The sequence below is a fragment of the Citrobacter sp. Cf136 genome (genome assembly GCF_030333815.1).
Taxonomy (GTDB): domain Bacteria; phylum Pseudomonadota; class Gammaproteobacteria; order Enterobacterales; family Enterobacteriaceae; genus Citrobacter; species Citrobacter freundii.
Genome location: NZ_JAOWFE010000037.1, coordinates 121,436 through 147,287, shown reverse-complemented (window position 1 = coordinate 147,287; position 25,852 = coordinate 121,436). Strand labels below are relative to the sequence as shown.

Genomic DNA, 25,852 nt, shown 5'->3' with positions numbered 1-25,852 from the left:
GCCGCCATCAGGCAATGCCGGATGGCACTACGTTTATCCGGCCTACTTTTTGGTGTACAGCGCGTCGAGTTTCTCTTCGAACTGGTAATAATTGATGCTTTCGTACAGTTCGTTGCGCGTCTGCATAATGTCGATCACGCTCTTTTGCGTTCCTTCCTGACGCAGCACGTTGTAAACCTTTTCCGCAGCGCGGTTCATAGCGCGGAAAGCCGACAGCGGATACAGCGCCATCGCGACGTTTGCGCTGCGCAGTTCATCGGTGGTGAACAGCGGCGTAGCGCCAAATTCGGTAATGTTGGCGAGGATCGGCACCTGCACCGCGTCGGCAAACTGGCGGTACATCGCAAGCTCGGTGATAGCTTCCGGAAACAGCATGTCCGCGCCTGCTTCGACGTACGCCTGGGCACGATCGATGGCTGCCTCTAACCCTTCTACCGCCAGCGCATCGGTCCGCGCCATGATGACAAAGTTGGGATCGGTACGTGCATCCACCGCGGCGCGGATCCTGTCAACCATCTCTTCTTTAGAGACGATCGCTTTGTTCGGGCGATGGCCGCAGCGCTTAGCGCCGATCTGATCTTCAATATGCAGCGCTGCAGCACCCGCTTTGGAAATCGACTTCACGGTACGCGCCACGTTGAACGCTGACGATCCAAACCCGATATCCGCATCCACCAGCAATGGCAGCGGGCAAACATCCGTAATGCGACGAATATCAGTCAGCACATCATCAAGGGTTGAAATACCGAGATCCGGCAGCCCCAGCGACCCCGCAGCGACGCCGCCGCCGGAGAGATAAATCGCCTGATACCCGGCACGTTGGGCCAGCAGAGCGTGATTGGCGTTGATGGTGCCCACGATTTGTAATGGATTTTCTTTGCTGAGCGCAGCGCGAAACGCCAGCCCTGGGGAGTGTAGAGACATATCCCGTCCTCTTGTTATCAACTTGTTAGCATTCGTTGATTTACTTAAAGCAAGGGGTATGCCAAAGACCTTAATTTTTAATTAATTTATATATTTTCCTTAAAAAACAATATATTAATATAAGTTACTGTATCTTTATTGCACAAAAGCGTGTCAGCTATCGTTTCATGAAACGTTCCTTCATGTTTCATTGCAACATTTATGAAACACAACTAAACCCTAATACTCGGTTCCTTACTTTTTGGGTTAGTTATGGCTGATACGCATCTTCCACCGCGGGTGAACGACGACAAACCGGTTATCTGGACGGTTTCTGTCACGCGCCTGTTCGAACTGTTTCGCGACATCAGCCTGGAGTTCGACCACCTGGCGACCATCACCCCCATTCAGCTTGGTTTCGAAAAAGCGGTGGCGTATATCCGCAAAAAACTGGCTACCGAGCGTTGTGATGCCATTATTGCGGCTGGCTCCAACGGGGCGTATCTGAAAAGCCGTTTATCGATCCCGGTGATCCTGATTAAACCCAGCGGATTTGACGTGCTACAGGCGCTGGCAAAAGCAGGAAAGCTCACCTCGTCGATTGGCGTCATTACCTATCAGGAAACCATTCCTGCGCTTCTCGCCTTTCAAAAAACCTTTAATTTGCAGCTTGAACAGCGCAGCTATATCACCGAGGAAGATGCCCGCGGGCAAATCAACGAGCTGAAGGCTGGCGGCACGCAGGCGGTAGTTGGTGCGGGATTGATTACCGATCTGGCAGAAGAAGCAGGTATGACCGGCATCTTTATCTATTCGGCGGCCACCGTGCGCCAGGCCTTTGTCGATGCGCTTGATATGACCCGCCTGACGCTGCGTAGAAACGGTCAGTACGCTTCTGGCGATACGTTACGCACCCGCTACGCGCTCGGTGATATGCGCGGTCATTCTGCGCAGATGGAACAGGTGCGACACACCATTATGCTCTACGCCCGCTCGCGTGCGCCGGTGCTAATTCAGGGTGAAACCGGTACGGGCAAAGAGCTGGCGGCACAGGCCATTCACCGTGAGTTTTTCACTCGTCAGGAGAATCGGCGCGGTAAACCCTCGCCGCCGTTTGTTGCCGTCAACTGCGGAGCAATCACCGAATCATTGCTGGAAGCGGAGCTGTTCGGCTATGAAGATGGTGCCTTTACCGGCTCTCGTCGGGGAGGACGCGCGGGCCTGTTTGAAATTGCTCATGGCGGAACCCTTTTTCTTGATGAGATAGGCGAGATGCCGCTGCCGTTACAAACCCGGCTGCTGCGCGTACTGGAAGAAAAAGAGGTCACCCGAGTCGGTGGGCATCAGCCTATTCCGGTCGATGTCAGGGTGATTAGCGCCACACACTGTAATCTGGAGCAGGAGATGAAACAGGGGGAGTTTCGTACCGATCTGTTTTATCGCCTGAGCATTTTACGCCTCAAGCTGCCGCCGCTACGCGAGCGCTTGCCCGATATCCTGCCGCTGGCGGAAGGTTTTTTAAAACAGTCGCTGGCGGAACTGGATGTGCCGTTTTCTGAGCCAGTACGCAAGGGGCTGGGTTTAAGTCAGCCGACGTTACTGAATTATGGCTGGCCGGGGAATATCCGCGAACTGCGTAATATGATGGAGCGCCTGGCGCTATTTTTAAGCGTCGAGCCGCAGCCGGAGCTGAATGTTGATTTTTTACAACAGCTATTACCGGAACTGGCCATTGTTGCAGACTCACCACAATCATCGTCATTGCTGACGCCGCAGCAGGTGTTGGCACAATTCAATGGTGATAAAACCGCGGCTGCACGCTATCTCGGAATTAGCAGAACCACGTTCTGGCGCAGATTAAAAGGAAACCCGCCGGTACAATGACCGGCGGGAATCGTGATTTTTACAGCAGCGTATTATTTTTTCTTGTAGATATTGGCTGTGCCATGGATTTTATTATCCGTTTGACCGGAAGTTAATACCACAACATCGGCACCTTTCTCTTCGGCTTTCTTCAGCAGTTCTTCTTTGGCATCTGCGACAGAAACTTCATTACTCGTTGAGATATCACCGATTTTTGTGTACTGCGACTCAACCTTTTCAAACTCAAGCTTTGTCATAAACTCCGCGGCATATGCGTTGGTCACGACAAAAGCTAACGCACCAATAAGTACTTTAATTCCAGTTTTCATAGACCAGCTCCAGGTTTTGTTATGACGCCATCATCGATCCCTGAACATGAGATAACGCGATTCAAGGATGATTAATAACTAGTCCAGCCTGGATAAAAAATCCACACTCAGCAGAAATATATAGAAATTTTGCAGCGCAGAAAAACCGGCCGTCGAGTATCAGCACATCAACCAGATCAAAGTTTCAATAGCCAGTGTGAGTTGATCCTCAGAACAGCCAGCTCGCTGAAATTATAGTGTTAACTTTATGAATATTTGAGGAATGGTTGCCTATGGAACCGCTACACGCCGTCATGCTCACTGTTAGCCTGTTTGTTTTAACCTTTTTTAACCCCGGCGCAAATCTGTTCGTAGTGGTACAAACTAGCCTGGCATCCGGACGACGCGCAGGTGTGATGACCGGTCTGGGGGTCGCCTTAGGTGATGCGTTTTACTCCGGCCTTGGGCTTTTTGGTATGGCAACGCTAATCACCCAGTGTGAAGAGATATTTTCATTGATTAAGATTGTCGGCGGCGTCTATCTGCTGTGGTTTGCCTGGAACAGCATCCGCCATCAGGCCACACCGCAAATGCCCACGCTACAGCAGCCGATTTCCGCCCCCTGGTATGTATTTTTCCGCCGAGGATTACTAACGGATTTATCGAACCCGCAAACCGTACTGTTTTTTATTAGTATCTTCTCGGTCACCTTAAGCGCAGACACACCTACGTGGGCCAGACTGATGGCCTGGGCAGGTATTGTGTTGTCTTCCGTTATCTGGCGTATTTTTCTCAGCCAGGCATTTTCTTTGCCTGCAGTGCGACGGGCGTATGGTCGCATCCAATGCGTTGCCAGCCGAATCATTGGCGCAATAATAGGTGTCTTCGCGCTCAGGCTTATTTATGAGGGTATTAGCCATCGATAAAAGAGTTTAACTTGACCATCGTGAGGTAATTGTCCGTAATACTGCCTGAATTTTTAATCGCATGTTGAGTGGCAGCGAGATGGAACAGATTGAACCGGTAAACGACACATTACTCCTTACAGAATGGCAGGCGCTGATACGACAAACATCGCCTGACGTTCACACGCTCCTCACATCGTTAAGCGATGAAGAGATCCACCATTTAGTGACCGTTTTTTATGACTATATGCTCTCTCATGCCCAGAGTGCATTGTTCCTCAATACAGAACAGGTCAGTACCCGCCTCAGCGGCAGTATGTTTGACTGGTTACGCAGCGTGCTCGGCAGCGCGCACGAAGATCTCTCACAGCTGCTGGCCAAACAACGCAAAATTGGCGTAGTGCATGCCCGTATCGGTCTGCCCATCGATCTGGTGAACCGCGGCGCGCGTAAGCTCAAAGATGAGCTGTATCGGGTGTTGAAAACCAAAGCTGACGACTCGTCTTCCCTGCTGAGCAATGCTATCTGTTTCAGCAGTCTGGCAATGGATACTGCGCTGGAGGCCATGACCGTCTCCTATTCCCCAAGCTACCAAAACTCCCTGCATACACAAGAGCAGTATCGTCTGCAGACTATTTACGATGACGTTAACGTCGAGCGCGAACGGCAAATCCGTTCGTTTACCGACTGGGAAAACCAGTTTATCTATAACATTGCCACCGGAATGCCTTTCGGTGAAATGGTGTTTCTGGCGAACTCTGATTTTGGTATGTGGTTCTCGCATAAGGGAAAACATATTCTTGGCAACAGCAATTTGCTCAAAGAAATGGAATCACTGATTGCAGAGATCGACACCCGTCTGACGACAACCCTATCACCTCAGCATCAGCCGACAGACCCCGAGCGGATGAGCTTATTACAGGATGTTCGCCAGCTGTCGGCAAAAATCCATTTCCTGCTCGCTTCAATGTTTGAGGCGCTGGTTAAGCAGGAAAATGGTAAAGATTCGCTGACCCAGTTGCTTAATCGCCGCTTTATTCCGACCATCATGCGACGTGAAATCTCGCTGGCGTTACATGCGCGTAAGCCTTTTAGCCTGGCGATGCTGGATATCGACTACTTCAAGCAAATTAACGATAACTTCGGGCATAATATCGGCGATCTGACGCTCAAAAATGTCGCAGCGGTCATTTATGAACATATCCGTAGCAGCGATTACGTGTTCCGCTACGGTGGTGAAGAATTTATGATTCTGCTCGTCGAGTCAGATGAATCGCAGGCCAGTATTATTCTGGAAACGCTGCGCATGAAAATTGCTGGGATGCGCATGGCAGCCTCTGCGACAGAAACGTTTTCTATTACCGTCAGTATCGGTATTGCCGAATATGATTATCATCCCGACTACAAACAGCTGGTTGATAAAGCCGATCGCGCACTTTATCTGGCAAAAAGTAATGGTCGCGACCGCGTTGAGGTTTATCAGGAATAACCATTGCCCTGCAGAGAAATAAATACCCCGTTCAGGGTATTTATCTGGCTTGCGATAAATATCGAGCTGTTATTTTTATTCAGGCATATTTGCATGATGAAAATAACAGCCACGTAATAAGATGCAAATCAAATACACCAAATCTAAATAGCGCTAGCATATCCCGGTGATAACGCCTTCTGAATGCAGAAGGGGAAATATGAGGGATAGTATAAAATCATGAATGGGAAGAAGAGAACGCGCTGGCAGCGCCGTCCTGGCACGATCGGAGGCAAACTGCCGTGGAATGACTGGCGAAATGCCAGCAGCTGGCGAAAAGCCACCCAGTTTCTCCTGCTGGCTATTAATATTTATATTGGCGTAACGTTCTATTACTGGGTCCGCTATTTCGAAACCGCCGGCACCAGCGTCTATATTCCAAGGCCTGGTGGTATTGAGGGATGGCTACCGATCGCGGGCTTGATGAATATCCGCTATACGCTGGAGACTGGTTTTCTTCCTCCCATCCATGCCGCCTCCATGTTGCTGTTAGTTGCGTTTATCCTGATTAGTCTGTTGTTAAAAAAAGCCTTCTGTTCGTGGTTATGTCCAGTGGGCACACTGTCCGAACTGCTCGGCAATCTGGGGAAAAAAGTCTTTGGTCGCAACTTCACGCTGCCGCGCTGGCTGGATATCCCGCTGCTCAGTCTGAAGTATCTGTTGCTGAGTTTCTTTTTGTATATCGCCCTGTCGATGCCTGCACAGGGGATTCAGTATTTTCTAATGTCGGCCTATGGCATGATTATCGACGTGAAGATGCTCGATTTCTTTCGCCATATTGGCCCCGCTACGCTCATCTTTGTTGTCGTTATCAGCGTCCTGAGCCTGTTTATTCGCAATGCCTGGTGCCGTTATCTGTGCCCTTATGGCGCGCTGCTCGGCCTGTTCTCGCTATTCTCGCCGTTTAAAATCCGCCGTAACGCAGACAGTTGCATCGACTGCGGAAAATGCGCGAAAAACTGCCCGTCGAATATCCCGGTCGACAGACTGATTCAGGTGCGTACCGTGGAATGCACTGGCTGCATGACCTGCGTTGAATCCTGCCCGGTAGCCTCAACGCTGAGCTTTTCACTGAAGACTCCGCCTGGAGCACAAGGCAACGGTGGTAAATCGTTATGGCGTCAGAGGACGCTGTCAGGTGTTGCCATGACGCTACTGGTGCTTGGCATTCTGTTTGCCACCATTGGTTATGCGGTTTATGCCAATGTCTGGGATACGCCAGTACCCGATCATATGTATTTCCAGCTGATCCCGAAGGCAAAGATGATCGGCCATTAATTTTTGTATCAGTATGTTCAAAACCCTGCCAATTCTGGCAGGGTTTCCCGTCTGTCCTGCCATTTTAAGACAATTGAACTTGTGCCATCGTGCTCTCGTTTATACAACCTTAAATATCATCCGTAATAATTTTTCTATTTTGTTATGGGCGACTGGGATCAAAATAATGAACGGGATAACATCATGACTAAAATAAAACTGGTACTGCTATTACCTCTGTTTCTGGCAGGTTGTACGATGAGTGACGGAGAATTAAGAAACGCTTACGCTCAGCATTATCAGCAACCTACCGCCTATGTAGATGCTTATAAACAGAAAATAGCCAGTATGGATATTCATGCGCTGGCCCAATATGCCGCCGCAGAAGATAAGAAAAAAATGCGTGGGCAGCCAAGACTGAAAATCGACGAATTTATTACCATTGAGAACGTGCAGGCGAAAGGAAATCGGGTGGTTTACGATTACTCACTGTCCGAAAACTGGCTGGCGCTGTCCGCAGATAAACAGCGCGAGAAGCAGACCAATATGAATAAAGACCTGATCTACCGTACCTGCTCGCTGGAAACGGTACGTCTGGCGCAGGCAAAAGGGCTGGAAGAAGAGCATAACTATTACAGTCAGTACCCAGACAAAGTCGCCTTTACTCTGAAAACCAGCGCGCAGATTTGTATGCAAAACGGTTTTACACAATAACCGCAATCCACTATGCCTGATGCGCTACGCTCATCAGGCATACAATTTGCACACTGCACCAGGCCGGATAAGGCGCCAGCGCTGCATCCGGCTAAAACATCAGAATTTCCAGGACACACTGCCGACAATGCTGCGCTCGGCGCCGAAGTAGCAGTATGAGAGCGAGTTACAGGCCGCAACGTAGCGCTTGTCGGTCAGGTTGTTAACGTTCAACTGCGCACTCAACCCTTTAATACCGATATTCGTTAAGTCGTAACCAATCACCATATCCACCAGAGTGTAGGACGGCAGGGTGTGAGTATTCAGGCGATCGCTGGTAATACCGTTAACGTAGCGCACGCCTGAACCCAACGTCAGACCGTCCAGCGGACCACTTTTTACATCGTAGCTCAGCCAGGCACTGGCCTGGTTACGCGGGGCGTACACTGCGCGCTTGCCCTGCTCTTCCGGGCTGCTTTTCTTATAGCGAATGTCGGTATAGGTATACGCCGCCTGCAAACGGAAGCTATCCGTCAGTTGGCTAATTGCCTCCAGCTCCACCCCTTCAGATTCAATTTCCCCAATCGAGCGGTATGGATCGGTCGGCTCTTCTTTAGTGGCTATATTCGTCTGATTGATACGGAACACCGACGCGCTGAACTGACTGTTAAGACCTTCCGGCTCATATTTCAGCCCGGCTTCCCACTGCTTGCCTTTCATCGGATCCAGCAGATTGCCGTTCTCATCGGCAAAACTGGTGGGCGTAAAGGCAGTGGAGTAACTCACGTACGGCGCAAAGCCGTTATCGAACAAATAGAGCAACGCGGCGCGGGTGCTGAAGTTGTTTTTATCCAGATCGCTGCGAGTATCCTTGATCTTATCAATATTAGAAACGCTGACCTGATCGTAGCGACCACCGAGCGTAATACGCCAGCGATCCCATGACATCTGATCCTGCAAATAGTAACCCGTCTGGCGCAGCTTGTGTTTCTCACGTGCATACATGTCGATGTAATCAGGCTTCGCGCCGTACACCGGATTAAAGGCGTCAATCGGCGGGAAAGCCCCGTAGTAGCCGGTGGTATTGTTGCTGCGATCCTGATAGTCGAATCCCACCAGCAGACGGTGGTTTACCTGCCAGGTATCAAAGCTGCCGTCGAGCTGGTTATCCAGCGTAATCGCCGACATTTTTTCATCGGAGCCGGAGTAGCCGCGATTAAGCTCGGTTTCATTCAACCAGCCCGCCGCATACACCTGGTTCAGCTCAACGTCGGTATGCAGATAGCGCAGCTTTTGCCGCACCGACCAACCGCTATCAAACATATGCTCAATGTTGTAGCCCACCATGTTTTCACGGCGATCGTATTTGTCGTAATCATTCTCGCCTTCGTAAAAGGTATTGGAGATCTTTTGCCCGTAATGCGGAACCACGGTGCCGTCATACGGCAGACCGGAGTGGCTTCCGCCTTCCGGGTCACGGTGCAGATAGGCCATCAGATCCAGACGCGTCTGGTCGGTGATACGCCAGGTCAGGCTGGGCATCAGCGCGTAACGTTCTTCCTTCAATGGACCAAACTGCGAGTCCGCGTAACGCGTCATCCCGCTCAATCGCGCCGCCACTCGATCGTTATCATCCAGCGCCCCGGTGACGTCAAACGCCGCGCCGCGCTGGTTATTATTGCCGGCAAACATCTTCACTTCGCCGCCCGCATCAAACGATGGCTTACGTGAGGTCAGCGCCACAATACCGCCCGGGGAGGAACGGCCATACAGTACGGAAGCCGGGCCACGTACGACTTCGATATCTTCGAGGAACCACGGATCAACCACCAGCGAGCTGTGTGAGTTGGTGTCGCCCATCATCTTCAGACCATCGAGATAGACGTTATCCAGGCTACCGTCAGAAAAGCCACGCAGCACGATGTAGTCAAAGCGGTTGGAGGCGCCAATCTGATTGCTGTACACCCCCGGCGTATAGCTGACAGCCTGGCGCACGCTGGTTGCGCCTTGCTCTTCAAACTGTTCACGGGTAACGATCGATACCGACTGCGGCGTTTCAATATCCGGCGTGGCAAGCTTCGTGGCCCCGCTCTGCATCTGCGAGGTGACAACCACCGTATCGTTTTTTGTTGTTTCCTGCGCCAGCAGAGGAAAAGCCACGCTGCCGGTCACCCATCCCACCAGCAGCGCCAAGCGAGTCTTCGCGAACATGAATATCTCCAAAGGCATGTCTAATTGTAAGTGAGAATTATTACCTTTTTGCTGACGGAGATAGCTATGCCGGATGCCAGGTTGCCTATGCGCAGTGCCAAATTGTCAGGAAATCACGTGCGTAAAACGCAAATATGGATTAGCAAGGTTTGAGCAAATCGCCGGGCGAAAAGCCGTAACGACGACGAAAAGCGGTAGAAAAGTTGGTGGCATGCTGATAACCCGACATCCAGGCCGCCTGCTGTACGCTATATCCTTCCAGTAGATAGCCGCGCGCATGTTCCAGACGGCAATCGCGCAGGTAGTCGAATACCGAACAGCCATAGGCTGCACGGAACTTACTGCGCAGACTGCTGGGGCTCATCGCCGCGCGTTGGGCCAGTTCATTAAGGGTGTAGTCATTTTCGGGACTCTCCTCCAGCAGTCGGCGAACGACCTCCAGCCGCTGCTGCTCACCGCTCGCCGCAAGACGTTTACCGCTCTCGACCTGACACATGCTGAGACCATGACCGAACAGTTGTAATATCAGCCCTTCCAGCATCAGCTGACGAGAAACATGGCTAATCGTACTCTGCTGCGCGTACTGCAGCCCGCTGAGTAAAAACCCCGGCACCTGCCAGATAAGCGTCGGCGTCTGGCATCTTTCCCACTCGCGCATCAACGATTCAAGCAACCCCGTGCGATACGCGCCGTCGGGATATAAACCGAGCGATAATGTCCGGAGTTTACAATCAGCATGATGACGGGCACGCATCGTCTGATGCTCACTCAGGCGCGAGCTAAACGCCATGCCGGAGCGCACCACATGCTCCTGTCCGTTAAGCGTCAGGATCACGCAGCCTTCCAGTACCACCAGCATATACAGAGGACTGTCGTGGCGAGAAGTGGTTTCGTAGGGTTGCAATACCTGTACGTCGGAGTGCGTCACGCACATCCCGCAGGGGAGAGTCATCTCCTCAATTTCACCTTGCAGAACAGGGCTGCCAGACGGCAAATCCGGTCTTTGTGCCAACAGGGGAAAGCGGTAATCGATCCCGTAGCGCTCACCAAAATCCATAAACTCGCTGACAGAGAAAGTGCGAGCGACGCGTCCGGAGGCATTCAGGGCGGTGGTGTTGTTCATGCTGTCTTCTGCACAGGAAATGGGATTAACGGTTTATAACTGAAGCAACATTACCATTACCTGCACAATACGACAATAATAATGAGAACCATTATCAATATGGGTAATCAGCAAAATTAACAGCTTAATCCAGCCAGTTTAGATCTGCCGAGGAGGCACACGGCGCAGCCTCTTTTAACCAGCGATACAGCAGCTCAATATTTCTGAGCCGTGTTGAAGCCTTTGGCCAGACAAGGTAATACCCCTCGCCAGTCGCCACTGCATCTTTAAACGGTAACGCCAACATCCCTGCCTGAATGGCCGCCAGGCTTAACAGCAGGTCGGCAACAGACACGCCATGACCACTCATCGCGGCAAGACTACCCTGCTCCAGGGTGTCGAACACTTTGCCTCGCGCAAGATTCAACGCCGGAAACTTCCCAGTGCGTTGCAGCCACCGACGCCAGTCGCGGCGATCCGCTGAGGGATGAATCAGTTCACAGGCAGAAAGATCGCGCTGCGCCTGCACCAGCAGTGCGGGTGAACACACCGGGATAAGCCACTCCTGAAACAGCAACCGGCTGTCGGTATCGTCACCAAAATGGCCATTCCCTAACAGGATCGCACAGTCATACGGTTCACGACTGAAGGATACCGAATCGGTATCCATCCAGACGCTGGAAATTTCGATCACCGGGGTCGGATGCGCTTCACGGAAAAGACGCAGCACATCCAGAAGCCAGCGCATTGTCAACGTAGACGGCGCTTTCAGCCGCAGCTCATGACTGCTGCTGCGAAAGGCATGACACGCGTGTTCCAGACTCTGAAACCCAGCCGTCAACTGCTGCGCTAACCCTTGGCCAGAAGGTGTTATCTCGATACGCGGGCCGCTGCGGATAAATAGCTCACAGCCAAACCATGCCTCCAGCGTGCGAATATGACGGCTTACCGCGCCCGGCGTCACGTTAAGCTGAATAGCGGCTTTGCTGAACGATCCCAGACGGGCTGCGGCTTCAAAAGCCCTCAGGGCATACAACGGAGGTAGCGTCATCGTGAGTTTCTATGTTGAGTTTTACTCACAGTAGAGCGCAGTTTTATTCGTTTTTCAATGCGCTACGTAAACGGAATACTGGTGGAAAATATCATCAGGATAATCAGGTATGAATTTCACTTTACTGGCTGCCTATAGCCTCAGCGTAGTAACCCTGCTGTTAACGCCGGGTCCTGTCGTGGCGCTGATTACCACCACCGCGGTGCAGCACGGCTATCGCCGGGCTTTTCTCACGCTGATTGGCACTAACGGCGCTTCTTTAGTACTGATTGCTCTGGCTGCACTGATGCTAGCTGGCGTGGTTTCAATCTCTGCGATATGGCTTGGCGTACTGGGTCTTGTGGGATCGTTGTATATCGGAGTGATGGCGATTAACGGCCTGCAGACCAGGGCCTCAAAACCCGGACTGGGTGCGCGAAAGCGCGATAACAGCGGGCTTATCCACGGATTTCTGACCGGGGTCGCCAACCCAAAGGACATTTTGTTTTTCGTAGCTTTTTTCCCCCAGTTCATTGCCATTACGCAAGATTTCACCACCAGCATTCTGACGCTAACGCTGGTGTGGGTTATTTTTGATGTTACGGTGTTGTCTTTTTACATCGTGGTTTTCAAACGCTGGATACCAGCGCGCTTTGCCAGATGCAGCGGTTTTATCTCCTCTCTTTTTCTGCTCGCGGTGGCGGTGTTTGGCATTATTTATAATGTACACGCACTACAAATGCTCTCACCCGTGATGTGATCCTCAACAAATTGTTCAGCCAGACATCTCATCTTGCACCGGGAAGGATAAAATAAGAACAAATCGACATTAATATTATTAATGGATTAATAAGCCCGGATTCAGAAAATATAGACGATAACATTTTCATGGCGTTCAACTGGCACCCTCACCCATGATAACGCATCAACGGCGATAGGTGCCATGTCATTTTCTAAACGAAGTAGAGGTGTATTGTCATCTGGCACAACTGTGCTTTCACCGATCTCAAGAACGCCCCGAAAAGAAATGGACATATTGTCTGACGTATCCGACAACCTTATCCATTCGGTTGTAATCACTAACTTTCGAGTAAACATTCGCTATCCTTTGCGCGTGGTATATATCCGATACTTTCACAAGTAGATCACTACTCTTTGAACAAACAGAAATTTTTCCTCTATATCAATTAAGCATTACTTAACAGAAAGAAAATTGAAATAATGAAACTCATTCGAAATGTGTTTCACAAATTCAACCGGCAGGTTATGTTTGATGAACGTTAACTTTGCAAACTCAACATCGCCGTACACTCGAATACAGAAAGGTTTGACAATCTCGCCCTGCACGCCAAAGCACTCCTGAAGCCGGGCATCATCCATAAAGATAAAGTCACCTTTTCTGACCTTAATACTTTCATGAAGTCCTTGCCACTTCTCTGGAGTGAGCAGAAAGCTCTCCCATCCATTATTTCTCAATATTTCAATCGTATGAGTAAATTTAAAATAGTCGTTTTGCATTGTCACGTCACCACTCGACGTGGCGTACAAATATTCTATTTTAAATTTAAGTTGTGCATTGATGCTTTTTTTCTTCCCCTCATCAATTAGCCACTGAAGCTCACTGACAATGCTCTTCGAAAATATTTTTCTTTTTTTGGCAATAGCCAGCCAATGCATAATGAATAGATGCTCTGACATTTTGGAGTAGATCTTATGATCCTTTATTGCGATACCAATTGCAACTAACGCACTCCAGGTAAATGTTTCCAGATCATCCTGATAATGATGTCGTAACGTACTAACTCTTCCAGAATCCCTTACCACTTAAACCTGCCCAAATAAATCGTCATTGTTATTCCACGTTATTCTTGTATTACTCTATTAAAAAATTACTACAACTAAAATCGCCAAAATATGATCCAGGTTAACTTATCCCTATGTAATAAACGTGCAAATACAATACATCATACTTATTAATCATTAATCCAGAATAGCTCAACAATGTCCAATAAGAATAATGCGATAAAGATAAAAGTTAATAATAATCACCAGTAATCAATATCATCTGCGGTGATGAGAGCTGTAATCAGAAAAAGCAAACTACCGGACATTTAGCAAGCCGGAAGTTTGCTTGTTACAAACGAAGTTAATAGAAAATACCGATGATCAGGGTATGAGTTACAAAGCCCACAATCAGCGGTACGGCGGTACGTTTAACCACATCAAATGGCGTTATTTTCGCCCCACTGGAAACGGCAATCACCACGCCGGAAACCGGTGAAATTGCCCGCCCCATATGTGATGCCTGCTGCATCGGCAGGATCATGGCAACAGCGTTAGCGCCCATACTTGCCGCGATTTGCGGGATCAGCTCAACGAAAGCAAGGAATGGCGCATTACCCGATCCCATAATAATTGCTGCCGCCAGCGTCACCAGCGCAAACACCACCGCCATAGCAAATGGGGGTAATCCCACGTGCTCCGCCATCAGGATTAATTGATCAATGGCACCAATAACTTTAATCCCGTGAGCAAAAACACCTGCCGCAACCAGCAGCCCAACTACCCCGGTAAAGGCAGTGCCCATGCCTTTAAGGAAATGGCTGAATCCTTCGCATACTGACTTTAAATCACGCACCCGCAGCCATTCAATCAACATACAGACAGCCATCGAAATGAGCACAATGGTGATAATATTCAGGTTAATACCACTGACAAACATTTCCGATGATCCCACCGCCATCAGTATCGGAAGCATCGGGAGCAGCGCATAAAAAGCCGGGGCTTTTCCTGAGTCAGTCACCTCAGCGCTACCGATTTCTCGTGGAAGCGTCCCCGCTTTACGGTCGCAATGCCGCTGCCAGAAGAAATGGCAGACGCCGACGACCAGCACGGTTGCCAGCGCTGCGGGTCCCTGGTGGTAAACAACGTATTCCACCACATCCATATTGACCGCTTTAGATCCCCTGATAGCATCGATGGCCGTCGGGGTATATGCCACACCAAGCGAGGTGGCAATAACCCCAGCGGCTGAGGCCGCAGAAAGCCCTAACCCCAGCATAATGGGGAACATCGTCCCCATCAGCAACACGGCTAGCCCGGTGGCGGATGGAATGGCCAACTGCAGGAGGCTGGCGAGCAGATAGGAGAAAAATAGAAGCACATAGGGCGAACGCAGCGCGCGCAAAGGTTTCGTCACAACCCGCACAACCGCTTCATTTGCCCCGATATGATCCATGTAATGCGCAAATCCCATGAGCGCCATGATCATCAGGCCGAGATCGGCGGCACGCGTACTAAAGAGATCGCGCATCACCTCGAAAGGATCGAGAAATGAAATCCCCGTACTGGCAACACCCTTCGGTAATACAGAACCCCATCCGGTTAACGCCGTACAAATCATCAACACCAGGCCAGCAATGAACAACACGGGTTCAGCGCGATAACCTTTCAGGATAAGACGCGCGACCACTACGATAACCAGTAGGGCAATTAACACCTGAATCATGACTGAGTTCTCCCCTGCGCGAACTCAGCAAAGGTTTCCTCAATGACCGCTACCACGACATCGCTGGCGGCCCGCAGTGAACGCACCGGCAGGTATTCATAAATCGAATGAAAGTTATGGGCACCGGTAAAAATATTCGGGCAAGGTAGTCCTTTCTGCGATAACACTGCGCCATCATATCCACCACGCATGGCGACAGGTTGCGGGGTAATGCCACACTTCTGATACGCGCGTAACGCAATATCAATCGGGTAGTGAGCATCGCCCTGCAAGCTATTGAACACATTGGCATAGCGATCGGTTAAATGGCAGACCACGCTGTTTTCTCCCCACAGCGCGCAGGTGCTGACGGCCAGCTGGCGGATATATGCCATACGCGCCTTATACCCCTCTTCGGTAAAATCCCGGATATCCAGCTTAAGTACCGTACGGGCGCTGTTACCCTGAAGTTGTTTTACCCAGTAATACCCTTCGCGTCCTTCCGTATACTCAGGCGCCTCTCCTCCGGGCAGCATCGCAATAAACTTATGCGCCATCAGCAGAGAGTTCTTCAGCTTACCTTTGGCCGACATAGGGTGTGCGGACTGGCCGGTAAAGATGATTTCCGCATCACCCGCGTTCCAGTTCTCATAGACAAATTCTCCAATGCCGCAGCAGTCCAGGGTATAGCCAAAATCAGCCCCAAACGCCGCAACATCAAATGCTTTTGCACCTCGTAATCCCTGCTCTTCATCAGGAACAAAACCGACCTTCACTGGCCCATGCTTAATCTCCGGATGTGCGACAAGGTACTCCAGGGCATTCATAATCGCGGCGATGGCGGCTTTATCATCTGCCCCCAACAGACTGGTACCATCCGTCACCAGCAGGTCATCACCGATATAATTTTTCAGTTCTGGAAATTCACTTTCGCGCAGATAAATTTTTAGCTCCTGGTTCAGACACAAATCCCCACCGCTGTAGTGAAGACGTTGTGCTTTTGTGTCCGCAGTCTGTTCCGCACTGGTATCGAGATGACCAAAAAAGGAAACGACAGGGATCGCGTCGTCCGTATTTGCAGGTAATGTCGCTGTCACAATAGCGGTATCCCTGACCTCAATGTTTTCCATTCCTAATGCTTCAAGTTCTACTGCCAGCAGTTTTGCCAGTTCCATTTGACCAGGTGAAGAAGGCATTATCCCATTAGCACCATTTTCCCTTGAGGTCGTGGTATTGATTTTCGTGTAGTTAATAAAGCGTTCAACAATATCCATTCCAGGAGATCCTTTAATGTATCATTTACGAGGTACTGCAAGAGAAGACCTGCATACAGCGTGGGTTGAATAATCTGAGAACAAAATAAAATCAGCATTCATCCCAGAATGCTGATTTTATGGGCATTACGACAACGATTTATAAAAAGGAAGATAAAAAGCCAGTAATTATGCCAGTAATTAAAAGCTCCGTTCTGATTGATAAAATCATATTCCCTGTCTGTTTTTACTGCATTTTCCATGGTGTTAAGCTAACAGAAGTCATAAACAGTATTCGTATATCTAAGAGATAATAAAAATCATTTAGATTCTTGCACCCAATACCGACACAAGATATACCATCGCTATATTTTTTAATGAACGAATGCTGTAACAGCAAAATGCAACCGTTTGCACCTCTCTACAAATAGCTACTTAACGCACTAAAATCCGTGAACAAAATCACAATTATTTCAAAAGCAAGAATTAACATAACGCTGAAAAACAGGCAGTTATAAGAAAAACTATATAATACCATTATAAATAAATACAAAATTACACTATTCACTATAAAATAGATTCATAGCGATACTATTTCAATAGTACCGTATGGTTCACAGAAAAAAATCTGTCGTCATCACTAATGTAAAGCAACAAGAACAATAATATTAAACTATCTATTTATGACGACTATCAAAATAATATACAGAAAAAAACCTCTCCCCTGAGAAGAGATACAGGGCAGAGGTAATACGGGTGTTAAGGACATTTTTATAGTTTTGATGATAACAGAAGAGCTTCTTGCAGGATTGAGTATACACACTTCATGACGTTAAGAAAATTCCTAAATAGAATTAAACACAAACACCATTAAAAATTCTTTTTATAATAAAGACCTGTTTATCAAATAAAACAAAATTAAGATAAGAAAAGATTAAATATCACTAATCTATAGTGTGACGCAAGTGAGACCAACTACACATCATTACGACCAATACCGCTACTGACAATGTCTGAAAATTCAATAAATTTAATACATTCATACACCGCTCAGCTAGCTGAGAGTTAAAAAATTATAAAATAATCTAAACGCATTTTTCGTCATAGATCACATTTTCCCGACAGGACGATTCCCCTACTCGTCCAGGCTGGTATGATTCAGCAGGTAAATATCTATCAACTCAACCCGAGGCTTTGATGCTGGAGAATGTAATCATCAGATAATCAGCTTACCGACCTTTTCAGGCCGGACTGGTTATCAATGCGCCGAAATCGAATGCGGACACCGCTGTGTGTTTGCACGTTTTGCACATGATGATTAAACAGGTTTTCCAGTATGAATTTATCCCGTCAGGAACAACGTACCTTACACGTACTCGCCAAAGGTGGCCGTATTGCTCACGTCCGTGATGCATCAGGCCGTGTCACTTCCGTCGAATGCTATAGCCGCGAAGGGTTACTGCTCTGCGACTGCACGCTCGATGTATTCAAAAAGCTCAGAACGAAAAAACTGATCAAATCCGTCAATGGTCAGCCCTACCGCATCAATACCACTGGGCTGAACAACGTTCGCGCCCAACTGGATAATCGCTAAGGAGAGAGAGATGGATATCCCGAAGATTTTTACAATCAGCGAAAGCGCACATCGCATTCATAATCCGTTCACCGCGCAGAAATATGCAACGTTAGGTCAGGTTTTACGGATGGCCCCAGGAACCCGCATCCTGGATCTCGGCAGCGGCTCTGGCGAGATGTTGTGCACCTGGGCACGCGATCATGGAATTTCCGGCGTTGGTATCGATATGAGCCAGTTATTCAGCGAGCAAGCCACCCTGCGGGCAAGTGAATTGGGCGTCACTGAGCACGTGCGTCTTATTCATGCCGATGCAACAGGTTATATCGCCGAAGAAAAATTCGATATTGCCGCCTGCATTGGTGCAACCTGGATTGCCGGCGGCGTTGCCGGAACGGTCAAACAGCTGGAACAAAGTCTCAAATCAGGCGGGATCTTGCTCATCGGCGAACCGTACTGGCGTCAGATACCCGCAACGGAGGAGGTCGCTAAGTCTTGCGGCGCGACTTCAGTGACTGATTTTCTCTCTCTGCCAGAACGCGTTTCGTCTTTCGACCAGCTCGGTTATGACGTGGTTGAAATGGTACTGGCGGACCAGGAGGGTTGGGACAGATACGAGGCGGCAAAATGGTTGACGATGCGCCGGTGGCTGGAGGCAAATCCGGACGATGAGTTTGCCGTCGAAGTCAGAGAGCAATTGAGAAGTTCACCAGCACGCCACGTTACCTTCACCCGGGAATATATCGGGTGGGGCGTGTTCGCACTCATGCGGAGGTAATATCTCCTGTCGGTATAGCCAGGCTGGTTATACCGACTTTTTCATCTCATCGTCGCTTACTTCATTAATACTTCAACAAATTTAGCTAACCATTGCGGATGCGCGGGCCATGCTGGTGCCGTCACCAGATTGCCATCAACGTGGGCCTGATCAATGCCAATATCGGCATAATGTCCACCGCTCAGACGAACCTCAGGCGCACAGGCCGGATAAGCGCTACAGGTCCGGTTTTCTAACACTCCCGCCGCCGCTAATAGTTGGGGCCCATGACAAACCGCAGCGATAGGCTTACCGGCAGTGTTGAAATCTTGCACCAGCTTAATGACATCTGGATTCAGTCGAAGATATTCCGGAGCACGCCCGCCGGGGATCAACAGTGCGTCGTAATCGGCGGCCCGCACCTCGGCAAAATTCGCATTCAACGTAAAGCGATGTCCCGGCTTTTCACTGTATGTCTGCGCCCCATCAAAATCGTGAATGGCGGTTTGAACGTAGTCACCCTGACTTTTATCCGGACAGACGGCATCCACACGATGCCCAAGCATTTGCAAAGCCTGAAAAGGCACCATCGTTTCATAATCTTCGACATAATCTCCGACCAGCATCAGTATCTTCTTCATTCACATCCCCCACTCACGGTTATTAATGATGAGAAATAACGGCCATCTTTACTATAGTCCACACGGTTCATGGCATTAATAAATACAACAGAACAATCGGCCAGATCACAATCCGCGGCAAGGCCCGTCAGACGAGGCTTCAGAGCCTACGGCGTGACACATGTTCATGCTGATAAATATAAATTATATATAAATATATAGTTGATAAATTTTAATAGTAGTCAACCTCTCTCATAATATAAAACGAAGAGATTGCAACGAATATCTCCTGTGCTATATTCCGCATGAAACTTACCCGCAATCAATTTATTTATTATTCAATATTTAAAATACGCAGAACATTAATTATCTATTATTATTTTATTCATCCAATATCAGATAAATATACGCAAAGGTTAATCCTATGGTGACAAGACGTTCGTTCGTCTGGCAAGGTCTGGTGACTTCAACGAGTATGCTACTCGCCGGTATGACAGGCATCAGTTTTAGCCAATTTGCCCGCGCAACAGAGGACCGCTGCTGGCAAATGCCGGATGAAGGCGCACCGCATGCGGCAACCTGGATGGCGTTTGGTGCCAGTGCCGAGATCTGGGAGCCTCATCTGCTACCGGCGGTGCAGGAAAACCTGGCGCTAGTTGCTAAAACCATCGCCGCATTTGAACCCTTAAATATGTTGGTACGCGAAGAAGACAGCGAACTCGCCGCGCGTCTGTGCGGACCGTCGGTCAATCTTCTGGTTCACCCGATAGACGATTTGTGGATCCGCGACACCGGGCCGGTGTTTGTGAAAAGCGCCAGCGGTGCGCTCGGCGGTGTGGGATTTAATTTCAACGGCTGGGGCAATAAGCAAGAGCACGAACGTGATGCCGATGTGGCTGAATTCGTTACTGATTACGTTCATGCCGAGTTCATCCGCTCGGCGCTGACTCTGGAAGGTGGCGGTATTGAGGTAGACGGCGAAGGCACGGCGATTATTACCGAGAGCTGCGTGCTTAACTCCAACCGTAATCCCGGCGTCAGCAAAGCCGAATGCGAAGAAGAACTTAAGCGACTGCTAGGTCTGGAGAAAATCATATGGTTGCCGGGTATTGCCGGCAAGGATATTACCGACGGCCATACAGATTTTTATGCCAGGTTCACGCATCCGGGTACGGTGGTGACAGGTCTTGAGCAGGATCCGTCGTCCTTTGATTACGCGATCACCCGACGTCATCTGGACATATTACGAGCCGCCACGGATGCCAAAGGCCGACGGTTGAAGGTAGTCACGCTGGAAGGACCTTCTACCATCCGCCAGACTTATGCGAGTGATGATTTTGCCGCAGGGTATATCAATTTTTATCTGTGTAATAATGCCGTCATTGCACCACAATTTGGCGATAAGCGCACCGATCGTAATACCCATGCTATTTTGCAGGAGCTGTTTATCGATCGTGAAATTATACAACTGAATATTGATGGCATTGCGGCTGGCGGCGGCGGCATTCACTGCGCGACACAGCAGCAACCTTGTTAATGATTAACAATTGAGTGTATTGTGGGAAGGTGGGGAAACTCACTTTCCCGCCAATATCATAATAATTCCTTTAGAAGGATGCCTGCATAGGTTAATTTTTAATAAACAAAGCGATCAATTAACATTTATGAAATAAACACCATTAAAAAACAACATTTTAATAGCTTTTATCGATCTTTCGTGGTATTTATGATCTGCCAAACCTATCGATAAAATCTATCAAAAGATTTATATTGATCGTTTTTATCGATCGCCTATTCTGTCTTAAATAATGGCTACTGACGGAATTTTTATTATCAGCACAGCCATAAAGATTGTTCTTCCCTGTGTTGTGAAACACACGGAAATTATCGAGGGTTACCTTTAAAAAACTTACATAACATATTTTAGAATGGTTTTCAATTAGCGAAAACATCCAAAAATACACATTTCAAACCTCCAGTCTAACCTGTTTTAAGTAGATGACTTAAATCGAGAACGGTGATAACTCACTGAGAATTGCGAATGATGATATTGCTAAGAAAAACTGAAAATATAAATTTTATTAATACATTTAGAGACTATTTTTGTGTAGGCATCGCGTTTTTTGCATTACAGCTGGTCGCTGGTCATCTCAGTAAGCAAGAGGATGTTGCGGGTATAACACTGCATTTTTACGATCTCACTTTACCTCTTATTTCTGCACTGCTGGTTTTATACCGGCAAAAGGCGCTGCCAATTTTGGGTGCCTTTTTCTTGTATGCCCTTTATTCTTACTCTTTATCTTCGGTGTTCACGCTAACGGCTCAACTGCTGGCTGCTCTCATTAGCCAGACACTCTACTTTTTCTCGACAGGTAAACGAGGCGCGGTTAGCTTTGGTCGTAGCCAGCTTACAACCCTGCGTATTGTCTGGCTCGTGTGTTGCAACGCCTTACTATTCATCTCGATTGATTACTGGCTCCAGTCGAACACTGCCTCAGCACCGATCACAAACCTTTTTACACTACAAACACTAATTAACTTACAGTGGTTGATGAACTCTTGCTTGACTGGCATCCCTTTTTGTTATCTGTTGCTTAGAAGCGTTCAAAACCCTGCATGGTGCATTTTATACATCAGACAAGTGAAGACGCTGATAAAATCCGGCCCTCCTATTCTGTATCAAGTATTATGGCTGGTGCTGTTACTCTGCATTATGTCCGCTTTGATCGTCATCAGAGAAGATATTCTTATATTTACAGACTATTCATTACTGTGGTTACTTCCAGTAATGCTGTGGGGAGTGATCTGCATTGGCCATGCTTTTATATCCCCTGTATGGGTAACAATGCTCATCCTGTTGGGATATTATATAAACAGTTATATTTCGCCGGATAACTATAATAATTATTTACATAGTCTCGTGATTTCCTCCACGATAGTGTTTGTCTTTTCTCTTACGATTGTTGTTACCGGTGTACTTGTGGTCCGCAACCGAAAATATCTCCGCCGCCTCAAACAACTTTTTAGATCAGAGCCTAATACCGGACTGCCTAACTTTCAGGCCCTGCAAATGGACATCCGTAAACACGCAACAGAGTGCTTGTGTTACATCCGTTGTACAGAGTTGAATACGCTGGAGCAAACTCATGGAATAGAATTCCGTTTTGAATTTGTAAAAGCGCTAAGCGCATATGTACGTAAATTGATTAAGGATACAGGTAACATTTATTACGCACCTGGTCATGGAATAATTCTTCGCCTTAATACTGTCCCTGACATTCCTACTCTTTACAAAGACCTAAACTCTTTTCGTTTTATCTGGAAGGATTACCAATTGGGACTATCTTGTGGTGTGGCATATACCACCGAGAAAAACCTGATTAAAAATTTATCACAAGCAATTAAACATCTTAATACCCAAAGCTACATCTCGTTAATGCAGGGGCAACCGTTGTTACTCAGCCCGCAGGTGCCAGGTGATAAAATTGTCAGTCATGCTGTCATTCGTCATATGTTGCAAAAAGCAATTGACAGAAAATCGTTTGAGCTTATGGCTCAACCCATCGTATCAACGATGCTGGTTGTTCAGCCTATCGTTTCAACTACGGGACTGACACGTTATCACGAGATACTTATTCGGATAAAAATGGTTGATGGTAAGTTAATCTTTCCAGACACCATCCTACCCGTTGCTCGTGAGGCAGGATTACTTCCTGCACTGGATATCACTGTTATAGAGCAAACATTTCGTTTTATACAGTCACGGCAGAAATCTGACCCGAGCAGTCATTTCTCCATTAATCTGACACCTGACTCGCTTAATAAAATTGATTTCCTTGATAATGTTTTCACATTGTTTAGAAAATATTCCATCGCACCTAAACGTATAATTTTTGAAATCATTGAATCAGATATCATTGACAACGCTAATGTCACTGATGTTCTGAGAGCATTACGTAAAGCCGGTTCTAAAATTGCTATTGATGATTTTGGCACAGGGGCGTCAAGCTATTCACGACTCAGAACATTAGACGCAGATATTCTGAAAATTGATGGCTCCTTCATCCGTAATATACTGACCGATGAATTTAGTCGATGCGCCGTCAGATCCTTCTGCGAAGTAGCAAAACTCAAAAATATGGAAGTGGTAGCTGAGTTTGTTGAAAATGAGGAAATTGAAAAGATGCTAATTACCATGGGTATTGGTTGGTTACAGGGATACCATATAGGGAAACCCGTTCCTATTGAGTTGGCTGAATTATAATAATAATTATATTCCTACATTGTTCCACTTACCGGCTCCCGTGCCGGTTTTTTATTCCCTTAACTAAAACTGCATATTAATTAAGCAAAACACTATACAACTTAACGTCATAACATCGTGTTGTTGCTACCTATCAGTCTACAGATATTGCCATACAGCCATGAGTTGTAGAGCCTCCCCCTCCTAAAAATAAGGGTTTTTTTAGAGGATCTTTGAAATTTATATGGAGATTAATGCTCCTCCATATGGAGGTTTTGTATTGTGCAAAAAAAACGGCGAGAAGGACTTTCCTGCATGATAGGCTGGTTTAGCCTTAAAAACGTGGTATTTCCCCGAAATTAATCCCTAATGAGAAACTGACCAAGAAGCTTTAAATCGGGTGGCAACCTGAAGATTTTGGCTACCTCAGTCATAGAGTTCATAATCAATATTAGTGATCGCTGCGCTAGTCTGCATTTAGCATTACGGCTAATATCATTTGCGTCAATTATCATAGTCATTTGATGATATATCACACAGCAGATTTAACGGTAAAAATGATGACACAACAAAATAATAATCTCGCTCAGAATATTAACGATGATGAATTTTCCTCCATCACACAGGTAGAATTGCAAGTTGTAGAGGAGATTAATGCTCCCGAGCAGACCGCATCCATTATTAGCTCTTTCGTAACCTCCTGCCAGGCTCGCGGCGATCAGCCATTGGGGCAATGGTTGGATGATGAATTTCGTAAATATCCACAGATCTGGAAAAACGAAGAAGAGTTACTAAACACTCGTCGGCAGATAATACGCTCTACGGAAGCCTTTAATCAGTCTCGCGACTCATTACAGCAGCATATGGATAAAGGTCGTAGCCGTGCCTCCTGGTTGGCTGGCGAGATAGAAAAAAATGCAGCAGTTTCCGGTTCGGTACACGTAGGCCAATACGCCAGCCTTATCGATAGCGCCTTGGTAGACGCTAACGAAAATGCGCGCAAAACAATCACCACGCTGGCCGGGAATATCAACCAAAACCCCAATCTAGATGGTCTTGTTGCGGAACAGCATCACGTCGATACATTTAATATCGATGCAACCACCAAAGGCAGTCCGTATCGTGCACGGGTTGTTGGTTCACAGGAGCTAAACTCCGTTGATATTGAGATTGTTGACGGCAACGGCAATGTGGTCTGCAAATATCAGTCGAAATATGGTGCTGACTCAAACGCCACAAATACACAGCTCAATCGGGGCGACTATAACGATCAACAAGCGCTAGTTCCCGAGGGGCAAGGCGCAGATGTGGTCAACAGCACAGAGGTTATTGAAGCTGACGGAGTGTCTTCTCAGCCACTTTCTAAAGAGAAAGCAAAAGAATTACAGAAAAAAGCTCAACAAGATGCCGAAGCACGTCAGTACGACTGGAATGACACTAATCGTATTGATATTGCCAAGCAAATTGGTAAACAGGCTGTGCTCGGTGCCTGTATTGCGGTGGGTATGCAGGGAACCAGAATCCTTGCAAGGCGTGCCTGGAATCGCCTGAACGGTCGTGAAAATCCATCCACTAGTGAAGACCTCAACGATTTTTTCGAAAGCTCGCTGCGTACCGGTACGCAAACAGCTATACAGGTTGCTGTTTCCGGAGCGGTCGTAGTCGCTGTCAAGAACGGCTTTCTTGGCGCAGCCTTACGCAGTACACCTGCGGGCCTAATTACCAATATCGTCTGCGTGGGCATACAGAATGCAAAGGTACTTTATAAACTGGGCAAAGGTGAACTGACTGGAGAGGAAGCACTCGATGCCATCGGTAACACCACTATAACCACGACAATGGCTATTGCTGGTGCAACTGAGGGGGCCACGTTGGGCGCAGCGATTGGTACCGTATTTGGTCCAGTCGGTACAGCCGTTGGAGGGTTTGTTGGCGGTGTCGCAGGTGGTATAGCGGGTGGGCAAATTGGTGAAATCGTCTATAACGCGGGCAAGGTTGTTGCCAAAACAGCTGCCAAAGTCATTGCCAGTGTTACTGAAAATACGAGTCATGTCATTAAGTCCTTTAGCCGGGGTATCAGTAACTTTGCCTCAAACCTTTTCTCATTCTGGTAAATACT

General features: G+C 47.9%; 21 protein-coding genes. 11 read left to right on the top strand and 10 right to left on the bottom strand.

Translation table 11 applies throughout. The features are described from left to right. Nucleotides 1–42: 42 nt before the first annotated feature. Nucleotides 43–924: a methylisocitrate lyase gene (gene prpB, locus OGV98_RS14535; RefSeq protein ID WP_087879015.1), complete on the bottom strand. Its 882-nt coding sequence runs from the start codon at nt 922–924 to the stop codon at nt 43–45. A 252-nt stretch (nt 925–1,176) separates the two neighbouring features. Here prpB and prpR point away from each other — a divergent pair, with 252 nt between their 5' ends. Next, nucleotides 1,177–2,787 (top strand): propionate catabolism operon regulatory protein PrpR, encoded by a 1,611-nt coding sequence (gene prpR / locus OGV98_RS14530; RefSeq protein WP_171862861.1) that lies wholly within the window; start codon nt 1,177–1,179, stop codon nt 2,785–2,787. Between the two features lie 32 nt (nt 2,788–2,819). On the opposite strand, the gene yahO is transcribed toward prpR, so the two are convergent. Further along, nucleotides 2,820–3,095, bottom strand: a complete 276-nt coding sequence (yahO, locus tag OGV98_RS14525) for a DUF1471 family periplasmic protein YahO (RefSeq protein ID WP_003021310.1) — start codon at nt 3,093–3,095, stop codon at nt 2,820–2,822. Between the two features lie 272 nt (nt 3,096–3,367). On the opposite strand from yahO, the gene OGV98_RS14520 reads away from it, so the two are divergent. From OGV98_RS14520 to OGV98_RS14505, 4 genes are all read left to right on the top strand, one after another. Continuing rightward, complete coding sequence (locus OGV98_RS14520) at nt 3,368–4,000, top strand: LysE family transporter (RefSeq protein WP_003838673.1); 633 nt, start codon at nt 3,368–3,370, stop codon at nt 3,998–4,000. 79 nt (nt 4,001–4,079) lie between these two features. Then, complete coding sequence (locus tag OGV98_RS14515) at nt 4,080–5,468, top strand: diguanylate cyclase (RefSeq protein ID WP_275378721.1); 1,389 nt, start codon at nt 4,080–4,082, stop codon at nt 5,466–5,468. Between the two features lie 219 nt (nt 5,469–5,687). Beyond that, complete coding sequence (locus OGV98_RS14510) at nt 5,688–6,785, top strand: 4Fe-4S binding protein (RefSeq protein ID WP_049002690.1); 1,098 nt, start codon at nt 5,688–5,690, stop codon at nt 6,783–6,785. Nucleotides 6,786–6,968: 183 nt separating this feature from the next. Continuing rightward, a complete protein-coding gene (locus OGV98_RS14505) occupies nt 6,969–7,478 on the top strand; it encodes a hypothetical protein (protein ID WP_231865353.1) in 510 nt (169 codons plus the stop codon). 99 nt (nt 7,479–7,577) lie between these two features. Here OGV98_RS14505 and foxA read toward each other — a convergent pair whose 3' ends face one another. From foxA to OGV98_RS14490, 3 genes are all read right to left on the bottom strand, one after another. After that, entirely contained in the window at nt 7,578–9,686 is a 2,109-nt protein-coding gene (gene foxA / locus OGV98_RS14500) for a ferrioxamine B receptor FoxA (protein WP_139153759.1), read from the bottom strand. Nucleotides 9,687–9,807: 121 nt separating this feature from the next. Then, nucleotides 9,808–10,791 (bottom strand): helix-turn-helix transcriptional regulator, encoded by a 984-nt coding sequence (locus tag OGV98_RS14495; RefSeq protein WP_044714399.1) that lies wholly within the window; start codon nt 10,789–10,791, stop codon nt 9,808–9,810. 124 nt (nt 10,792–10,915) lie between these two features. After that, the gene (locus tag OGV98_RS14490) at nt 10,916–11,821 is read right to left on the bottom strand and encodes a LysR substrate-binding domain-containing protein (RefSeq protein WP_049002688.1); all 906 of its coding nucleotides are present in this window, start codon (nt 11,819–11,821) and stop codon (nt 10,916–10,918) included. A gap of 109 nt (nt 11,822–11,930) precedes the next feature. Here OGV98_RS14490 and OGV98_RS14485 point away from each other — a divergent pair, with 109 nt between their 5' ends. Beyond that, nucleotides 11,931–12,560, top strand: coding sequence for a LysE family translocator (locus OGV98_RS14485; RefSeq protein WP_065945003.1), 630 nt, complete (start codon nt 11,931–11,933; stop codon nt 12,558–12,560). A gap of 101 nt (nt 12,561–12,661) precedes the next feature. Here OGV98_RS14485 and OGV98_RS14480 read toward each other — a convergent pair whose 3' ends face one another. The 4 genes from OGV98_RS14480 to pepT form a co-directional block, all read right to left on the bottom strand. After that, nucleotides 12,662–12,898 carry a hypothetical protein gene (locus OGV98_RS14480; protein ID WP_003838687.1) on the bottom strand — a complete coding sequence of 79 codons (237 nt, stop codon included), beginning with the start codon at nt 12,896–12,898 and terminating at the stop codon, nt 12,662–12,664. 96 nt (nt 12,899–12,994) lie between these two features. Beyond that, nucleotides 12,995–13,624 (bottom strand): DUF2913 family protein, encoded by a 630-nt coding sequence (locus OGV98_RS14475; protein WP_008320988.1) that lies wholly within the window; start codon nt 13,622–13,624, stop codon nt 12,995–12,997. A 322-nt stretch (nt 13,625–13,946) separates the two neighbouring features. Next, on the bottom strand, nt 13,947–15,308 hold the full coding sequence (dcuC, locus tag OGV98_RS14470) for a C4-dicarboxylate transporter DcuC (RefSeq protein ID WP_003830889.1): 1,362 nt from the start codon (nt 15,306–15,308) through the stop codon (nt 13,947–13,949). Beyond that, complete coding sequence (gene pepT / locus OGV98_RS14465; protein ID WP_046669782.1) at nt 15,305–16,561, bottom strand: peptidase T; 1,257 nt, start codon at nt 16,559–16,561, stop codon at nt 15,305–15,307. The genes dcuC and pepT overlap by 4 nt, the downstream gene beginning before the upstream one ends. A gap of 1,315 nt (nt 16,562–17,876) precedes the next feature. Between pepT and OGV98_RS14460 the strand changes: the two genes are divergently transcribed. Together OGV98_RS14460 and OGV98_RS14455 are read left to right on the top strand one after the other, a co-directional pair. Next, nucleotides 17,877–18,134 (top strand): YjhX family toxin, encoded by a 258-nt coding sequence (locus OGV98_RS14460; RefSeq protein WP_003021255.1) that lies wholly within the window; start codon nt 17,877–17,879, stop codon nt 18,132–18,134. 10 nt (nt 18,135–18,144) lie between these two features. After that, a complete protein-coding gene (locus tag OGV98_RS14455) occupies nt 18,145–18,891 on the top strand; it encodes an SAM-dependent methyltransferase (RefSeq protein WP_202580738.1) in 747 nt (248 codons plus the stop codon). Nucleotides 18,892–18,947: 56 nt separating this feature from the next. Here the strand turns inward: OGV98_RS14455 and OGV98_RS14450 are convergent, their stop codons facing one another. Continuing rightward, nucleotides 18,948–19,511 carry a DJ-1/PfpI family protein gene (locus OGV98_RS14450; protein ID WP_003847702.1) on the bottom strand — a complete coding sequence of 188 codons (564 nt, stop codon included), beginning with the start codon at nt 19,509–19,511 and terminating at the stop codon, nt 18,948–18,950. A 403-nt stretch (nt 19,512–19,914) separates the two neighbouring features. Between OGV98_RS14450 and OGV98_RS14445 the strand changes: the two genes are divergently transcribed. The 3 genes from OGV98_RS14445 to OGV98_RS14435 all read left to right on the top strand — a co-directional run bounded on the left by OGV98_RS14445 (nt 19,915) and on the right by OGV98_RS14435 (nt 25,847). Next, nucleotides 19,915–21,027, top strand: a complete 1,113-nt coding sequence (locus OGV98_RS14445) for an agmatine deiminase family protein (RefSeq protein ID WP_286551644.1) — start codon at nt 19,915–19,917, stop codon at nt 21,025–21,027. A 504-nt stretch (nt 21,028–21,531) separates the two neighbouring features. After that, a complete protein-coding gene (locus tag OGV98_RS14440) occupies nt 21,532–23,754 on the top strand; it encodes an EAL domain-containing protein (RefSeq protein WP_202580739.1) in 2,223 nt (740 codons plus the stop codon). Between the two features lie 536 nt (nt 23,755–24,290). After that, nucleotides 24,291–25,847, top strand: a complete 1,557-nt coding sequence (locus OGV98_RS14435) for a hypothetical protein (RefSeq protein ID WP_032937030.1) — start codon at nt 24,291–24,293, stop codon at nt 25,845–25,847. The last annotated feature ends 5 nt before the right edge of the window (nt 25,848–25,852 follow it).

Bases quoted from the DNA above. Each gene is read 5' to 3' on its own strand.
- OGV98_RS14505 (WP_231865353.1), top strand. From the start codon at position 6,969: ATGACTAAAATAAAACTGGTACTGCTATTACCTCTGTTTCTGGCAGGT.
- dcuC (WP_003830889.1), bottom strand. From the start codon at position 15,308: ATGATTCAGGTGTTAATTGCCCTACTGGTTATCGTAGTGGTCGCGCGT.
- yahO (WP_003021310.1), bottom strand. From the start codon at position 3,095: ATGAAAACTGGAATTAAAGTACTTATTGGTGCGTTAGCTTTTGTCGTG.
- OGV98_RS14450 (WP_003847702.1), bottom strand. From the start codon at position 19,511: ATGAAGAAGATACTGATGCTGGTCGGAGATTATGTCGAAGATTATGAA.
- OGV98_RS14485 (WP_065945003.1), top strand. From the start codon at position 11,931: ATGAATTTCACTTTACTGGCTGCCTATAGCCTCAGCGTAGTAACCCTG.
- foxA (WP_139153759.1), bottom strand. From the start codon at position 9,686: ATGCCTTTGGAGATATTCATGTTCGCGAAGACTCGCTTGGCGCTGCTG.
- OGV98_RS14520 (WP_003838673.1), top strand. From the start codon at position 3,368: ATGGAACCGCTACACGCCGTCATGCTCACTGTTAGCCTGTTTGTTTTA.
- prpR (WP_171862861.1), top strand. From the start codon at position 1,177: ATGGCTGATACGCATCTTCCACCGCGGGTGAACGACGACAAACCGGTT.
- OGV98_RS14490 (WP_049002688.1), bottom strand. From the start codon at position 11,821: ATGACGCTACCTCCGTTGTATGCCCTGAGGGCTTTTGAAGCCGCAGCC.
- OGV98_RS14455 (WP_202580738.1), top strand. From the start codon at position 18,145: ATGGATATCCCGAAGATTTTTACAATCAGCGAAAGCGCACATCGCATT.
- OGV98_RS14445 (WP_286551644.1), top strand. From the start codon at position 19,915: ATGGTGACAAGACGTTCGTTCGTCTGGCAAGGTCTGGTGACTTCAACG.
- OGV98_RS14440 (WP_202580739.1), top strand. From the start codon at position 21,532: ATGATGATATTGCTAAGAAAAACTGAAAATATAAATTTTATTAATACA.
- OGV98_RS14435 (WP_032937030.1), top strand. From the start codon at position 24,291: ATGATGACACAACAAAATAATAATCTCGCTCAGAATATTAACGATGAT.
- prpB (WP_087879015.1), bottom strand. From the start codon at position 924: ATGTCTCTACACTCCCCAGGGCTGGCGTTTCGCGCTGCGCTCAGCAAA.
- OGV98_RS14480 (WP_003838687.1), bottom strand. From the start codon at position 12,898: ATGTTTACTCGAAAGTTAGTGATTACAACCGAATGGATAAGGTTGTCG.
- pepT (WP_046669782.1), bottom strand. From the start codon at position 16,561: ATGGATATTGTTGAACGCTTTATTAACTACACGAAAATCAATACCACG.
- OGV98_RS14495 (WP_044714399.1), bottom strand. From the start codon at position 10,791: ATGAACAACACCACCGCCCTGAATGCCTCCGGACGCGTCGCTCGCACT.
- OGV98_RS14515 (WP_275378721.1), top strand. From the start codon at position 4,080: ATGGAACAGATTGAACCGGTAAACGACACATTACTCCTTACAGAATGG.
- OGV98_RS14460 (WP_003021255.1), top strand. From the start codon at position 17,877: ATGAATTTATCCCGTCAGGAACAACGTACCTTACACGTACTCGCCAAA.
- OGV98_RS14510 (WP_049002690.1), top strand. From the start codon at position 5,688: ATGAATGGGAAGAAGAGAACGCGCTGGCAGCGCCGTCCTGGCACGATC.